Source organism: Vagococcus acidifermentans (assembly GCF_003987655.1).
In the GTDB taxonomy this organism is placed as follows: Bacteria; Bacillota; Bacilli; order Lactobacillales; family Vagococcaceae; genus Vagococcus_B; species Vagococcus_B acidifermentans.
Map to the genome: position 1 here is coordinate 1 of NZ_NGKC01000007.1, position 16318 is coordinate 16318.

Consider the following 16318-nt stretch of genomic DNA (forward strand, 5'->3'; position numbering starts at 1 on the left):
TTGGTTCGTCTTACTTTATTCAGTTTTCAAAGGTCTACGTGTGCGTTTGTAGCAACTTTTATATCATAACAGCTGGCGTTTGTTTTGTCAACTGTTTTGATGACTTTTTTTGAAAAGTTTTTTCTGCTGACGCGCGACTGATTGTCGTGCTCCGACGCGAACTTTCATATCTTAGCATAACATCTTTTCACTTGTCAACTGCTTTTTTAAAATATTTTGCTGGTATCGCCGGTTTGTGTCCGGCAACTTAACAACACGTTATAATATACCAACTTCTTATCTTTTAGTCAACTATAAAAAGCGATTTTTTCACTTTTTTTTGATAAGTGTATCAATCACTTGATTCCGCTGTGTCTTCACGCCTTTTTCTGCGTCAGATAAATACAATAAAACACACTGATTAAACACAGGCAACAAACCTGCCGGTTAATCAGTGTGTGCGGTTCGGTTATCTCATGGTCGGGAACAATAGCACATCCCGGATAGACTGCGAGTCTGTCAAGAGCATCACCAGCCGGTCAATACCGATACCAAGGCCTCCAGTTGGTGGCATGCCGTATTCCAGCGCTTCAAGGAAGTCTTCGTCCACGCCATGGGCTTCATCATTGCCCAAGTCTTTTTCGCGCACTTGTGCTTCAAAGCGTTCTCTTTGATCGATCGGGTCATTCAGCTCTGTAAACGCATTGCCGTATTCTTTGCCGACAATAAACACTTCGAATCGGTCGGTAAAACGCGGATCTTCGGCATTCTTTTTGGCCAGCGGCGAAACTGCCACCGGATGTCCATAAACAAATGTCGGTTGAATCAATTGGGCTTCGACGAATTCTTCGAAAAATTCATTGACAACATGTCCGTATCCCATGTGTTCTTCAATCTTTACACCGTGCTGTTTGGCAAGCGCCCGGGCTTCTTCGTCCGTCATGTCTTGCCAGAAATCAACGCCTGTGGCTTCCTTGACGGCGTCTACCATATGTATTCTCTTCCACTCGTTTCCTAATTGGACTGTGTGGTCTCCGTAAGTGACGTCAAAGGTACCTAATACTTTTTCGGCAGTGTGCTTGATGATGCCTTCTGTCAAGTCCATGATGTCTCTGTAGTCTGTATAGGCTGTATAGACTTCCAGCATGGTAAACTCAGGGTTATGTGTTGTATCAATGCCTTCGTTCCGGAAAACACGGCCGATTTCGTACACTTTTTCCATACCACCGACAATCAGCCGTTTCAGGTGCAATTCCAGCGCAATCCGCAAATACAAATCCATGTCCAATGCATTATGGTGTGTGATGAACGGCCGGGCTGCCGCACCGCCGGCCATATTGTGCAACGTAGGTGTTTCCACTTCCAAGTAGCCGTGCCCGTTCAGGTAATTGCGTATTTCTTTGATAATCTCACTGCGTTTGATAAATTTGTCAAAGCTGTCTCTGTTGCTGATTAAATCAAGATAGCGCTGACGGTAGATCTGCTCAATATTCGTCAGGCCATGATACTTGTCCGGAAGCGGACGCAAGGCTTTCGTCAGCATGACAAGCTCTGTCGGCTTGATTGTCACTTCGCCGGTATCTGTTTTCATGATGTCGCCTGTGACACCGATAAAATCACCCAAGTCAGCCTGTTTGAAAAGGTCATAAGCCGCTTCTCCGACTTCGTCCTTTCTGACATAAATCTGAATTTGGCCTTCCCGGTCCTGCAAATGAGCGAAGCCGACTTTGCCTTTGCCGCGTTTGGTCATCATCCGACCGGCAACGGTCGCTGTCAGATGCAGCTCAGCCAATTCTTCTTTTGTATTGCCATCATATTTTTCATGAATCTCTGCCGAGCTGTGTGTGCGTTCAAAACGGCCGCCAAACGGGTCGATGCCTTTTTCGCGCAGCGCCGCCATTTTTTCACGTCTCACAATCAGCTGGTCATTCATCTCTTCACGATGAGTGTTGGTTTGTTCTGTCACCGTATTTATTCCCCCAGTTCTTCTCTCTAGTCGTGTCGTATCTATAATGCCACACTAAAAACAAAAAAGGCAAGTCGAAATTGCCTTTTCTTTCAGTTTTTTAGCGGGTCAAGCCTTTGCTCGCCAATGACTCGATGAATTGTTCAAGAATATCCGTTATTTCTGCTTCGGTTTCCGCTTGATTGATGGCAACTTTGGTCTTGGCTGCCCGCGGAATGCCTTTCAAGTAATAGGCCGCATGTTGACGGAATTCCCGTGCGCCGATTTTTTCACCTTTCAGCGCAATCAAGCGCTTCAGATGCACTTTGGCGATATCGATTTTATCGCCCGGCGACGGTTCCGGCAAAAGTTCGCCGGTTTCGAGATAATGACGGGTGCGGTAAATCATCCACGGATTGCCTAAAGCTGCCCTGCCGATCATGACAGCATCGCAGCCGGTTTCTGCCAGCATGCGCTCCGCATCTTCCGGCGTGCGCACATCGCCGTTGCCCATAAAGGGAATCGTCAAGGCGCTGCTGACTTCCCGCAAAATATCCCAATTGGCTTTTCCTTCATACATTTGTACGCGGGTCCGTCCATGCATCGCCACAGCTGCCGCACCGGCTTTTTCCGCAGCAAGGGCGTTCTGCACAGCAAAAATATGCTGTTCGTCCCAGCCGATACGCATTTTGACAGTGACTGGAATAGTGACTGCCGACACAACTGCAAAGACCATCTCATACACTTTATCCGGGTCAAGCAGCCACTTGGCGCCTGCTTCTGCTTTAATCACTTTATTGACCGGACACCCCATATTGATGTCGATAATGTCTGCCTCCGTGTGAGCTTCGACAAATTTGGCCGCTTCGACGAGTGTCGACTTGTCGCCGCCAAAAATCTGCAAGCTTAGCGGGTGTTCTTTTTCATCAATGTACAACATATCGAGTGTCTTTTTGTTGCGGTGCTGGATGCCTTTGTCGCTGATCATCTCGCAGACGACCAGTCCTGCACCAAACTCTTTTACAGTCACCCGGAAAGCCGCATTGCTGATACCGGCCATGGGTGCCACGACCACTCGGTTTGGAATTTCCACATTACCTATTTTCCACAAAATCGTTTGCCCCCTCTAGCTTTTCCCTTCAATAATCAACTGCTCCAGCTCTTCCGCGGTGAAATAATATTTGTTTTCGCAAAAATGGCAGACTGCCTCTGCGCCGCCGTCTTCTTCAATCATCTCGCGCAAGTCCTTTTCGCCGACTGCAATCAACGCTTCAGCAAACCGTTCTTTGGAACAGTCGCATTTGAACTGGACTGGCATTGTATCAAGTATTTCAATATTGTCCGCACCAAACAGAGATTCCAAGATGCCTTCCGGTGATTTGCCTTCATCTAACAGAGCGGAAATCGCCGGCAACTCTTTCAACCGGTTTTCAATATCCGTCAATGTGTCATCGGTTGCCCCCGGCATTACCTGAATCACAAATCCCCCGGCAGCTTTGACACTTTCCTCTTCAAAATCGATGAGTACGCTAAGTCCGACAGAGGATGGTGTTTGTTCCGAGTTCGCCAGATAATAAGTAAAATCTTCACCCAGTTCTCCGGAAATCAGCGGCACTTGACCGGAAAACGGCTCTTTCAGCCCCAAATCCTTGATGACTGTCAAACTGCCGTTGGTACCGACGATATCGCGGACATTTATTTTTCCTTCTTGGTATGAAGGAAGGTTGGCTTGAGGGTTTTGAATGTAGCCTTTGACGTCGCCTTTGGCATTGGCATCGATGATGATGGCGCCGCCGGTTCCGTCTCCCTGGATTTTAACTGTTAATTTTTCTTCATTTTTCAGCATCGCTCCCAACAATAGCGCGCCGGTCATGCCTCTTCCCAAAGCGACCGAGGAGCCGCGCCATGTTTTGTGGCGGCGTTTGGCTTCTGCTACCGTCTCTGTCGAGCGGACTGCCATCGCTCTGATTTGACCGTCATAGCACAATGCTTTTACTAAATAATCATTCATTGTTTATCGCTTCCTATCTTAATTGTTCCCTTAAACGAATTGAAAGTGGGATACAGGTCTGTATCCCACTTATCATAACTTATTTGTACCGATCTTCAAAATTATTTTGCTCATACTCGGAATCATGCGTTGTTTTTTCAGGTTGCGGCGCATCCGTCTGTTCTTCTTTGCCGGATTCCTGCTGCTTCTCAGCTTCTTTCCGTTCTAACGCTTCTTTAGCTTCTTCGAAAGACCCTGATTTTTCACTTGGAAACTCTTCATCAACTGCTTTTTCAGGCATTGTCCCTGTTTCAAACAGCGATTTGATGCTCTTGGCATCCAATGTTTCGTATTTCAACAGCGCTTCTGCGATAATCTTGTGTTGCTCAAGATGTTCTTCAATGATTTCACGCGCTTTGTCATGCGCACGGTTCAGCAGCATGCGGACTTCTTCATCGATTTCAAAAGCGACTTGTTCTGAATAAGCTTTAGTCTGACCGTAATCCCGGCCGATAAACACTTGGTGATTGCCTTCATACTGCACTGGACCGAGCTTGTCGCTCATGCCGTACTCGGTAATCATGCTCCGTGCCAGACGGGTTGCCTGCTCGAAGTCATTGCTGGCTCCTGTTGATTTCGTGCCGAACACGATTTCTTCTGCCACACGTCCGCCAAGCAAGCCGACGATTTGTTCAAACATCTCGTCTTTTGTCATCAAGAAACGGTCTTCTTTCGGCAGGGCAATCATATAACCCCCAGCCCGTCCGCGGGGAACGATGGTTACTTTATGGACAACCCGTGCATCGCTCAATACCAGTCCGCAAATCGTATGACCCGCTTCGTGATAAGCGACCATCTCGCGTTCGCGCTTGCTGACGACACGGTCTTTTTTCGCCGGCCCGGCAATTACGCGGTCCTGCGCTTCGTCAATGTCGGACGCGTCAATTTTTTTCTTGTTGCGTCTGGCAGCGACAAGTGCCGCTTCGTTCAAGACGTTTTCTAAATCAGCGCCGGCAAATCCCGGTGTCTGCTGTGCAACGACTTTCAAATCCACGTCGTTAGCTAGCGGTTTGTTGCGTGAGTGGACACGAAGAATCGCTTCACGCCCTTTGACGTCTGGTACGCCGACCAAAATTTGACGGTCAAAACGTCCCGGGCGAAGCAGTGCCGGGTCCAACACGTCTGAACGGTTGGTTGCAGCGATGACGATTACGCCTTCGTTGCCGCTGAAGCCGTCCATCTCAACAAGCAGCTGGTTAAGCGTCTGCTCACGCTCATCGTGACCGCCGCCCATACCGGCGCCACGTTGACGCCCAACTGCGTCAATCTCATCAATAAAGATAATCGACGGTGCATTTTTCTTGGCTGTGTCAAACAAATCACGCACACGGCTGGCACCGACACCGACAAACATTTCCACGAAATCAGAACCGGAAATCGAATAGAACGGCACACCGGCTTCACCGGCGACGGCTTTGGCCAGCAATGTTTTACCCGTTCCCGGAGGTCCTTCCAGCAGTACACCGGCGGGGATTCTGGCACCCAGCGCGACAAAGCGGCGCGGGTCTTTCAAGAACTCGACCACTTCCACCAGTTCCTGTTTTTCCTCCTCGGCTCCGGCCACATCGGAAAACCTGACTTTGACTGATTTTTTATCAGCTTCTTTCGGTTTCGATTTACCGAAGTTCATCACACGGCCGCTGCCGCCGCCCTGACCAGCCTGTCCCATCATCATGTAAATCATGAAAATAAGGAAGATCATCGGCAAGAAGGAGAAGATCAGAGACAGCCACATGCCGCTGTTGGACTGTTCTTTGATGACTATCTTGGTTTGCGTGTCTTTGGCCGCCGCCGTGATGTCAGCCATCGTCGCATCGTTCGGCAAAACGACCGTAGAGAAGCCGGTTGACGGCGCTGTCCGGCTGCCGAACACCGGCAGTCCGCCGGAGTCGTTGACTTCCTGCTTTTCGAAATACTCGCCAGTGATACGGTAAACGCCGTTAGTCGGCTGAATCGTAATTTCTTTTATTTGTTCATCTCTTAGTTGTTTATAAAATGTGGAATAGTTGATATCAGGCGACTGGTCACTGCCTGAACCAAAAAAGAAATACACCAACATCACCATCGACAGCAGGACGATGATGTAATAGAGGGTATTCTTCATTCCAGAATTTTTTTTATTCATGAATGTCCTCCTTAGACTTTCAGCTTTTTCATTTTATACAATTTATAATCATAACATACTTTATCTGTTTAAGTGTGAATTTTTAGCTATTTTTTTCGTAAACTTCTGGTTTTAAAACGCCGATATAAGGCAGATTACGGTAACGTTCTGCATAATCCAGTCCAAAACCGACCACAAACTCATTAGGCACCTCAAACCCCACGTAGTCAGCTTCGATATCAATCACGCGGCCGTCCGGCTTGTCCAGCAGCGTTACGATTTTAACCGAGGAGGCCTGACGGTATTTCAACAAATTCACCAGATAGTTCAATGTCCGTCCGCTGTCGATAATGTCTTCTACAATCAGCAAGTGGCGGTTTTCTACCACTGTGTCCAAGTCTTTCAAGATCTTTACTTCCCCGGAGGAAACAGTTGTGTTGCCGTAGCTGGAAACATCCATGAAATCCATTTCAAGAGGAATGTTCATTTCCCTGACTAAATCCGTCAAAAACGGGACAGCACCCTTTAATATTCCCACGACCAGCGGGTTTTTATCTTTATAATCTTCACTGAGTGTTTTGCCCAACTGAGCAATCCGCTCATGAATTTCCTCTTTTGAATAAAACGTCTCTTTTATGTCTTTTTCTAACATGAGTTTCTCCTTCCAAACCTAACTGTCTTTCCTCAAGTATATTAGTCTGTAATGTATTTTATCAGGTTCTTTGTGAATACTCAAATAAGACTTCTTATTTGGCAGTATCCATAAAACGTTCTGTGCCGCATCAGCAATCAGCCGGCTGCTGTCCCGCTTGGCGGTCGGTACTTTTTCATCGATAAAGTAGCGCGAAACCTTCTTGCGCCGCCCCTTTTCGTCCAGTATCAGCCGGTCGCCCGGACGACGGTGTCTGACAGTGAGCGGCAGGCTGAAGCGTTCATCAACCGGCATCTCATCCCGTTGCCAGTGCCGCACATTCTCCGGGACCGCCGGCAAGGCTTCTGCTGTCAACATCAGCCATGATGTGTCAGACAAAAACACACCCTGTTCAGGAATCAGCTGGATGTCTGCGTCGGCCTCATGTCCGGCTGCTGTTTTTTTCAGCAGCAATTTGTCATACGTCCGCACAAGCTGCCAGTCGTCTTTGAAGCTGAGCGTCCATTGCGGTTTGGCTGAGTCCTGATTCAGCAGCTCGACTACCTGCTGCCGCTGTTTCAACGACACGACCAGCTGCTCTTCTTCAAAGCATGCCGTCCAGAACATATCCAGCAGTACGCGCTGCGTCTGGACATCCGCCGACACGATGGCCGGCAGCGCAATGGCCCAGCCGTCTTCCAGCCGCTGCACAGAGGACTGATACAGGGGGAAAAGAGCACGTTGGGCAGTAGCGAGGACCGCATCCAGCTGCGCAGCGAAGTACGTGATATGCTGATACAGCTGGGGATTTTCATCTTTCAGCACCGGTACGACTTGCCGGCGCAGGCGGTTGCGCAAAAACGCATCGCCTTGATTCGTTTCATCTTCAAAATAGACAAGGCGGCGGCTCTTGGCATAATCAACGATGACTTGTTTCGGCAAATGCAAAAACGGGCGGATAATGACTCCGCCGTCAAACGGCCGCAGCTGCCTGATGCCGGTCAGACTCTGAAGTTCGCTCCCTTTTGCCAGACGCATCAGGACTGTTTCAATCTGGTCATCGCCGTGATGGGCTGTTGCCAGCACGCGGTAGCCTTTTTCCGCCATCACTTCAGCAAAAAAAGCATAACGGAACTGCCTGGCCTCATGTTCGACATTGCTGACTATCGTCCGGCCTTCTTCCCAGAACGCTGAAAAAAAAGAGAGACCCCGCTCGCGGCAGTACGTTTTCAGGTAACGTTCTTCTTCAACTGCTGCCTGTCTCAATCCGTGATTGACATGCGCAACGGCAAATTCAGGCCGCAGCGCATCAGGCAGTCTCAAAAACGCATCGAGAAGTGCCATGGAATCAACGCCGCCCGACACTGCCAAGAGCAGTTTGTCCTCCGGCTGCCACAATGTTCTTTCTTCTGCTGTTTTGGCAAAATCTCTTGTTAACTCGCTCATCGTTTCCCTCCGTAAAAAATGAAAAAAGGATAAGCAATCTTATCCTTTTACATCTTTGCTAGTTACGTCGACCGCCCCGGCCGCCCCGCTTGCCTTCTGTGTTTCTCCGTAAAGAACTCAGTCGATCATCACTGTCTTTCAAGAAGGAACTCATCAGCGCGTCAAAATCCTCTTTTTTCTGGGAGGACGCGGCAGGTTTCCGTTGGCTGAATCGCTCTTTATTGTATTGGCCTCTTCTTGGACCGGAACTTTCTTTCTTTGTTTCATCTTCATTTGCTCGTCTGATTGACAGGCCGATTTTACCATCATCACCGACTGTCATCACCTTCACTTGCACTTCATCACCAATAGACAGCACATCATTTATGTCCTTGACAAATGAGTTTGATACCTCGCTGATGTGAACCAACCCTGTCTTTTTGTTCCCAAGATCAATGAATGCACCAAAATTTGTAATACCAGACACTTTTCCTGAGAGCTTTACTCCAACTTCGATCGACATAAAAAATTTTTTCCTCCTTGAATCTTTCATCATTATTATTATGTTTATTTTTCATCATCAATGGAACTGTTTAGTTGTGGAATACTGTATACTTGCTCCCCTTCTTTTGAATAGAAGTATTTAGCCCGTGCCAATTTCGCCACATATTCATCATCTTTCAACAATTGTACTTCATTTTTCAGCACTTTCTTTTCCTGACTGACCTCTGTCTGCTCGGCTTTGACTTCTTCTTTTTTTTCTTGAAGTGCCAGTAAGCGCTGGCCGTTCCGGAAAAGGTTGAATCCCGCTATTGAAAAGAAGACAATAGCCAAAACAAAAACCAGTGTCAGACGTCTGCGACGATACACAAAAGTTTTACCGATTTTCTGGTACTCATACATTGATTCTTTTTGCTTGTCTGTCATCTTCAATGCTCCATTCGAAAATTTACATTACAGTTATTATACCAAGTCCCGTGCGCCTTGTCTAATCCAAATTATCAGGGGTTGTTTCTGACAAGATGTCGTACATGCTCCGCGCATCATCTTTTTTTGTGGTATCTTTCAGCTCCTTGACTTCGACTTCCAGCGTTTTATTGCCGAAACGAATCGTCAGGCGGTCGCCCGGCTTCACCGTCGTCGATGATTTTGCCAGCTGACCGTTGACATCAATGCGCCCTTTGTCCGCCACTTCCTTGGCGACAGTGCGCCGCTTGATAATTCTGGATACCTTTAAAAACTTGTCCAGCCTCATTTTGCCACCTCGATTATAAGTATTTTTTTATGATAGGCCAAAAAGGAATATAATGCCACTCTTTTTCCGTGAACAGTCCGATGCCGGCTGCAACTTTCAGAAATACGACTCCGCCGGCCGCCACGCCAATCAGCGTCAAAAGAAAAGTCGTCAGGCGGCTAAACTGTTCCCAGCCGGCCTGATTCAGCAAATAGCGGTACCCTGCCAGCGTTACAATCATCGCACTTAAACCGGCTGCCAGTTTCATGAGAAAGCGGCGCTGATAAACCGGCTGGACTGACACTTGCTTGCGGTAAAACACATGCAGCAGGACACTGCAGCAAAGCAGCCCCGAAATTGTACTTAAACTGGTTCCGACTGTGCCGAAAGTCCGGGTCAAAACTGATGTTACCATTATTTTCACCAAGATGCCACTGGCAGCCGCAATCAATTGACAAGCGATCCGATTCCGACTTTGGAGAATCGCCTGATACGATTGAATCATGGACATGAACAAAACTGCCGACATAAAAATCACCAACGTGGCTTCGCCCTGATTGTCGGCAAAAAGCGTCACGTTCATATAAGGCAGAATACATCCCAGACCGCAGGCCGCCACGCTGGCAATCGTCAGCGACATTCTTAAAAACAGTGCCGTTGCCTGATGGTACTCCCGCCACCGCTTTTGAGAAATCAAAGTGGTCAGCGTCGGCAGAAAAGCAGTTGTCAACGCAACAGCGACCACCAGCCCCAATTGCACAATCGGCTGGCCCCGGTCAAACACCCCTTTAGCGATTTTGGCAGCCAAGTCCGGCTGGCCAGAACGGACCAGCGCGTCTTTCACAACAAAGGAGTCCACCAGCTGATACAAAACCAGATACGCGCTGTACAGACAGAGCGTCCCGCCTTCCATTAACAGCCGGCTCAAAAACTGCCTGTCCGGCAGCTGCAAACCGACTGGACAAACGGCACCCGTGCGCCTGAGGTACCATAACAGTACAAAGACTGCGCCTAAGCCGCCGGCAGTGGCGCCTGTGACCGCCAGCTGGCCGGTCTGATAAATCGACAGCCGGCCGGTCATAAATACAATTCCGGCTGCCAAGATGACGCCGACACGTATCGTCTGCTCGGTCAGTTGCGACACAGACGTCGGCGTCATCAGCAGCTGGCCTTGAAAAAAACCGCGGTAGCTCGCCAAAAAAGGCACCAGTAAAAACACAAAAGCGACTGAACGTATCAAAGGTGCCAGCTGATTGTCCCCCATTTGCGCGGCCAGCCAGCCGCTGCCGGCAAACAAACCTGCAAAACAGACGGCGGCCAGACTCATGACCACCGTGAAGAAGCGTTGCGTGATGACTTGCCGTGCTGCCTCATCACGCGTCTCAGCCACCAGCTTGGAGAGATAGACCGGCAAGCCGGACAAAGACAGCGTCATGGCAATCCCGTAAAGCGGATAGACCTGCTGGTAGACGTAAAACCCTTCGTCGCCCACCAGGTTTTGATACGGTACGCGGTACACAGCACTCAACACTTTTACGACCAAAGAAGTGACCGTCAACAGCATGGCGCCTTGAATTACTTTTCTTCGGTTCATCTCAGCCATTTCTGTTTCCTCCAGTTAACTTGCCTTTTGGTATTTTTGCTGGCGCAGTCCATGTACAAACTGGGCGATTTCATTCAGCCAAACAGCCGGTGCCATCCCTTTGCCGATTGTCAGGTGGACAATCAGGTGGTCGCTGCCGGGACTCAAGCCGGCTTTCAGCGTGGTTGCGGACAGCGCTTTGAAGATTTGTTCAATGTTGTACGTGTGCGTGCCTTCCTTGCTCAATACGACCTCTATGACATTGTCGTTGCGCTGAATCTTCTCTACCAAGGCAAAGTCGCTGTTCATCTTAATTTGTCCGACTGACAATAAATAGGCGACCTCATCCGGATACTCGCCGAAACGGTCCAGCAAGTCCGCTTCCAGCTCGTCATACATCTCCTGACTGTCCAGCTCGCGGATCCGTTTGTAGATTTCAATCTTCTGCCGTTCATCTTGAATGTACTCTGAAGGGATATAGGCATCAATCCCGACATCGATTTCTGTTGTGGTTTTAACATCGGCACCTGTTTTCCCTTGCTTGCGGTTGACGGCCTCTTGCAGCATTTGCGTATACATGTCGAAGCCGACCGAATCAATAAAACCGTGCTGCTGGGCGCCCAATAAATTGCCGGCACCGCGAATGGACAGATCACGCATGGCAATCTTGAAGCCTGAACCAAGCTCAGTAAAGTCTTTGATTGCCTGTAGACGCTTTTCGCTGACTTCATTTAAAATTTTCTGCGGCTCATACATAAAATACGCATACGCGACACGATTGCTCCGGCCGACCCGGCCGCGCAGCTGATACAGTGTCGACAAGCCCATGTAATCGGCATTATCCACAAACAAAGTGTTCACATTAGGCATATCGACACCTGTTTCGATAATCGTCGTCGTGACCAGCACATCGTACTCGCCGTTAATAAACGCCATCAAGACGTTTTCCAGCTGGACTTCGCTCAGCTGGCCGTGGGCGTACGCAATCCGGGCATCAGGCACCAGCTGCTGCAACTCCTCCACTTTTTGTTCAATCGTTTCCACCCGATTATGCAAATAGAAGACTTGCCCGTCGCGTGCCAGCTCCCGTTCAATGGCTTCTCTGATGGCTCCGGGATTTTTTTCCATCACATACGTTTGGACCGGATAGCGGTCGGCCGGCGGTGTTTCAATCACCGATAAATCCCGGACGCCGAGCATCGACATATGCAGCGTGCGGGGAATCGGTGTAGCCGTCAGTGTCAACACGTCCACTTGGGACTTCAGCTGTTTCAGCCGTTCCTTATGTTTGACGCCAAAACGCTGCTCCTCGTCAACGACCAGCAGACCCAAATCGGCAAAGACAACATCTTTCGACAACAAGCGGTGGGTGCCCACCACGATGTCGACCATCCCTTTCCGCAAACCGTCGATGGTTTCCTGCTGCTGTTTTTTGGTCCGGAACCGGCTCAGCAGCCCGACATTGACCGGAAAACCGGCAAAGCGGTCGCGCATCGTTTCATAATGCTGCTGCGCCAAAATCGTCGTCGGCACTAAAAATGCGACCTGTTTACTGTCCTTGACAGCTTTGAAAGCGGCCCGAATCGCCACTTCTGTTTTTCCGTACCCGACATCGCCAACCAGCAGACGGTCCATCGGCCGCTCTTTCTCCATATCTTTTTTGATTTCAGCAATGCTGCGCAGCTGATCGTCCGTTTCCGAATACACAAACGCTTCTTCAAACTCCCGCTGATAATCGTCATCTTGAGAAAAGGCATAGCCCTTTTGCGCCTCCCGCTCAGCGTAAAGTTTAATCAAATCATCCGCAATGTCCTCGACTTTCGCCGACACTTTCCGCTTAGTCTTCGCCCACTCCGCACCGCCAAGTTTATTGATTTTGGGGGCTTTGGACTCGGACGCAACATACTTTTGAATCAAATCCAGCTGCGACACCGGAATAAACAGTTTATCATTGTTTTGATATAAAATCGTCATGTAGTCTTGATGCACACCGCGGCTCTCCAGCGTTTCCATGCCGATGTATTTGCCGATACCGTGATTGGCATGCACGACATAGTCGCCCGGTTTCAATTCATTGTAACTTTTCAGCCGCTCAGCATTGGAAATCGTCTGCTTGCGTGCGCGTTTTTTCGTTCTTGTGTGCAAAATTTCTTTTTCCGTAATCACCACAAGTTTTTCTTCCGGCAGCTCGAAACCGTTTTGCAGACTGCCTGTCTGAATCTGAATCTCGCCGGGCAGCAGTTCGTCTTTTCCTGTGACAACGTTCGGTATATGCTCATCAATGAAAATTTCTTCGATTTTCTTCGCGCGGTCGCTGTCCTCAGCCAACACGACCACTGTCTGCTGCTGCTTGTGCCAGCGGTCCATCTCCACCTTCAACAACGGCAGCTGGCCGAAAAACTGCTGCATCGTCCGGTATTCAAAGGCATGGACTGCCTGAAACCTGAGATTACCCATGCCTTTTTGAAACAGGGAAAAATAAGTTTTCGACGTGCGTGCCTGTCTCACATTCGTGCGGAAGTCGCCAGCCAGTTCCTGACTGTCAAAAAACACCTGCTCTTCCAATTTCAGCGTGACCCACTCTGCTTCTTCACGCAAAATTTCGCGCTCCGATTCCATGATCCGGCTGTAATCGTCCACAATCAAATGGTCGGAGGCACTCATATAATCTGTCAGGTAATACTTTCCCTGATACAAGATATCCGCATACATCATCCCTTCATCGACCGGACGGCCTTGCAGCCATTCGGAAACGATGGCCTCGTTGCGCGCGGCGACGAACGTTTTCACCTCATTGTTAGTGACGGCTGCCAGTTTCTTCTCTGTCAATTCGTTCAAGACATCCGCCCCAGCAGTCAGCTGTTCTTTGGAAAAAAAGCGGTCTGTGGCAGGCGGGATTACCACACCGTCCACTTTGTCGATGGAACGCTGCGTCTCCACATCAAATAAACGAATAGACTCGATTTCATCATCGAACAAGTCTATCCGTACAGGATATTCGCTTGTTAAAGGATAAATATCGACAATACTGCCGCGTATGCTGAATTCGCCGGGCTTGCCGATCATCTGCTGGCGCTCATAACCCATCAGCACCAGTTTTTCCGGCAACTCAGCCAGTGGCAGTGTACCATCTGTTTCCAATGATAATAAATGGTCCCGCCACATATCCGGTGCCGGCAGATAGCGCCGCATGCCGGCCAGTGTCGTGACAACGATGCCCGCATCATCCGACGCTAAAAAAGTCAGCGCATCAATGCGGTCTGCCATCGCTTCCGGCGAAGAAAACGACATTTCCACCGAAGTCACTTCGTCCACCGGATAAAAGTGGACCCACTCCTCGTCCACAACATTTCTTAAATCATCTACCAGACTTGTCGCATAATACAAGTTGGGCGAAACGATGAGAATCTTGTCTTTTTTCGACAGCAGTGCCGCCATAACCAGCATTTTTGCCGAACCGGTCAGTCCGACAATCAGCTGCTGCACTTGACTGTCTGCTTGCGTCAGCCAGCTGTGAACCTGCGAGCTGTGTTGAATACGTTCGATTAAACTTTCTTTTATAAACATCCCGCCTGTTCCTCCTCTATTTTCTACTATTATAATGCGTCATGGCATCCAAAAAGCTGTGGCCTTCAAGCCAGTAGCGTGCCGCTTCGGCCGCTTTTTTGACCGCCGCCAGCATGTCTTCATGCACTGCCTTCGGAAACGGGCTCAATACATAATGCACGACTTCTTTGGTCGCATGCGGCCGGTCGATGCCGACTTTGATTCGTTTGAACTCATTCGTGCCCAAGTGGCTGATGAGGCTCTTGATGCCGTTATGGCCGCCTGCACCGCCCTTTTCGCGCAAACGGATATCGCCAATCTTCAAATCCAGGTCGTCATAGATGACCAGCACATTGTCAAGCGGTACTTGATAGTAGGTCATCAGCGGCTTTAACGAGCGGCCTGATTCATTCATAAATGTTTGAGGTTTTACCAGCAATACCTTCTCGCCGCCGACAAAGAATTCTGCGATGTCTGCCTCAAACTGGTGTTTGGTAAACCGGATATTCTCCTGATAGGCCAGTTCATCCAGTGTGATGAACCCGATATTGTGTTTTGTCGCTTGGTACTTTGCACCTGGATTTCCCAATCCAACAATTAGCTTCACTTATATGTCTCCTTTTCAACAGTTTCGAAAGCAACCCAAAATAACTGAGCATATTTCTATGCCCAGACTCTCAACCAGTATATCATAGTGGCAGTACAATTCAGAAGAATAACTTCTCATTTTGGTCGAAAAAAATTAATCCTTATTTCATGACACCTCTGATTGCCAGTGTTATAATGTGTGAGAAAAAAGTATCCCTTTTTGGGAACAAGAAAGAGGTAATTTACATGACAAACACTATTAAACATCAAAAGGTGATTTTGATTGGAAACGGAGCGGTAGGGTCCAGCTATGCATTTTCCCTGGTCAACCAGAACATTGCTCAGGAAATCGGAATTATTGATGTCAATACGGCCAAAGCTGAAGGAGACGCAATGGACTTGTCCCACGCGCTGGCTTTTACCTCACCTAAGAAAATATACAGCGCGGACTATTCTGACTGCCATAATGCCGACATCGTTGCGATTACTGCCGGCGCGGCACAAAAACCAGGCGAAACACGTCTTGATCTGGTCAACAAAAACCTGCGCATCTTTAAAGACATCGTCTCCAACGTTGTGGCTTCCGGTTTTGACGGCGTGTTCTTAGTTGCGACCAACCCGGTTGATATTTTGACTTACGCGACTTGGAAGTTTTCCGGATTTCCGCAAAACAGAGTCATCGGTACTGGCACCTCACTTGACTCTGCCCGTTTCAGACAAGCCATCGCCGAATTGATGCACGTTGATGCCCGTAACGTCCACGGCTATATTCTGGGAGAACACGGGGACACAGAATTCCCTGTCTGGTCCCATGCAAATGTCGCCGGTCTGCAAATTTACGAATGGACAAAATCCCATCCGGAAATCGATGAAGAAGAACTGGTCAACATCTTCTTCAAAGTACGTGACGCAGCATACGATATCATTGATAAAAAAGGCGCAACCTTCTACGGTATCGCTGTCGCAATGGCGCGCATCACCAGAGCTATTTTAAACGATGAAAACTCGGTCTTCCCGCTTTCGGTTTATTTGAACGGCGAATACGGCCAGTCTGACATCTTTATCGGCGCACCTGCCATCATTAACCGTGACGGTGTTGCCAACGTCATCGAAATTCCATTGAGCGATTCTGAGAAAGACAAGATGGCTCTTTCTGCTGAAACATTGAAAAAAGTCATGAGTGAAGCTTTTGATGCGTTAGAAGACTAAAAAGCCAGCAAAAAATAAAAAATGC

General features: G+C 48.7%; 13 protein-coding genes. 1 reads left to right on the forward strand and 12 read right to left on the reverse strand.

The window, feature by feature from the left end; all coding sequences use genetic code 11:
* Positions 1 to 448: 448 nt before the first annotated feature.
* From lysS to pth, 12 genes are all read right to left on the reverse strand, one after another.
* On the reverse strand, positions 449 to 1912 hold the full coding sequence (lysS, locus tag CBF27_RS07055) for a lysine--tRNA ligase (RefSeq protein ID WP_126813746.1): 1464 nt from the start codon (positions 1910 to 1912) through the stop codon (positions 449 to 451).
* Positions 1913 to 2045: 133 nt separating this feature from the next.
* On the reverse strand, positions 2046 to 3035 hold the full coding sequence (dusB, locus tag CBF27_RS07060; RefSeq protein ID WP_126813623.1) for a tRNA dihydrouridine synthase DusB: 990 nt from the start codon (positions 3033 to 3035) through the stop codon (positions 2046 to 2048).
* Positions 3036 to 3050: 15 nt separating this feature from the next.
* Positions 3051 to 3935, reverse strand: a complete 885-nt coding sequence (gene hslO, locus CBF27_RS07065; RefSeq protein ID WP_126813624.1) for an Hsp33 family molecular chaperone HslO — start codon at positions 3933 to 3935, stop codon at positions 3051 to 3053.
* A 79-nt stretch (positions 3936 to 4014) separates the two neighbouring features.
* Complete coding sequence (gene ftsH / locus CBF27_RS07070) at positions 4015 to 6099, reverse strand: ATP-dependent zinc metalloprotease FtsH (protein WP_126813625.1); 2085 nt, start codon at positions 6097 to 6099, stop codon at positions 4015 to 4017.
* A gap of 82 nt (positions 6100 to 6181) precedes the next feature.
* Positions 6182 to 6730: a hypoxanthine phosphoribosyltransferase gene (gene hpt, locus CBF27_RS07075; protein ID WP_126813626.1), complete on the reverse strand. Its 549-nt coding sequence runs from the start codon at positions 6728 to 6730 to the stop codon at positions 6182 to 6184.
* Positions 6731 to 6748: 18 nt separating this feature from the next.
* A complete protein-coding gene (tilS, locus tag CBF27_RS07080) occupies positions 6749 to 8155 on the reverse strand; it encodes a tRNA lysidine(34) synthetase TilS (RefSeq protein ID WP_126813627.1) in 1407 nt (468 codons plus the stop codon).
* 58 nt (positions 8156 to 8213) lie between these two features.
* Positions 8214 to 8657 (reverse strand): S1 domain-containing RNA-binding protein, encoded by a 444-nt coding sequence (locus tag CBF27_RS07085; RefSeq protein ID WP_126813628.1) that lies wholly within the window; start codon positions 8655 to 8657, stop codon positions 8214 to 8216.
* 44 nt (positions 8658 to 8701) lie between these two features.
* Positions 8702 to 9061 carry an FtsB family cell division protein gene (locus CBF27_RS07090; RefSeq protein ID WP_126813629.1) on the reverse strand — a complete coding sequence of 120 codons (360 nt, stop codon included), beginning with the start codon at positions 9059 to 9061 and terminating at the stop codon, positions 8702 to 8704.
* 61 nt (positions 9062 to 9122) lie between these two features.
* Positions 9123 to 9389 (reverse strand): RNA-binding S4 domain-containing protein, encoded by a 267-nt coding sequence (locus CBF27_RS07095; RefSeq protein ID WP_126813630.1) that lies wholly within the window; start codon positions 9387 to 9389, stop codon positions 9123 to 9125.
* A gap of 13 nt (positions 9390 to 9402) precedes the next feature.
* Entirely contained in the window at positions 9403 to 10971 is a 1569-nt protein-coding gene (locus CBF27_RS07100; protein ID WP_126813631.1) for a putative polysaccharide biosynthesis protein, read from the reverse strand.
* A 15-nt stretch (positions 10972 to 10986) separates the two neighbouring features.
* Positions 10987 to 14517 (reverse strand): transcription-repair coupling factor, encoded by a 3531-nt coding sequence (gene mfd, locus CBF27_RS07105; RefSeq protein WP_126813632.1) that lies wholly within the window; start codon positions 14515 to 14517, stop codon positions 10987 to 10989.
* Between the two features lie 16 nt (positions 14518 to 14533).
* Entirely contained in the window at positions 14534 to 15103 is a 570-nt protein-coding gene (gene pth / locus CBF27_RS07110; RefSeq protein WP_126813633.1) for an aminoacyl-tRNA hydrolase, read from the reverse strand.
* Positions 15104 to 15330: 227 nt separating this feature from the next.
* Here pth and CBF27_RS07115 point away from each other — a divergent pair, with 227 nt between their 5' ends.
* Positions 15331 to 16293 carry an L-lactate dehydrogenase gene (locus CBF27_RS07115; RefSeq protein ID WP_126813634.1) on the forward strand — a complete coding sequence of 321 codons (963 nt, stop codon included), beginning with the start codon at positions 15331 to 15333 and terminating at the stop codon, positions 16291 to 16293.
* Positions 16294 to 16318: the final 25 nt, after the last annotated feature.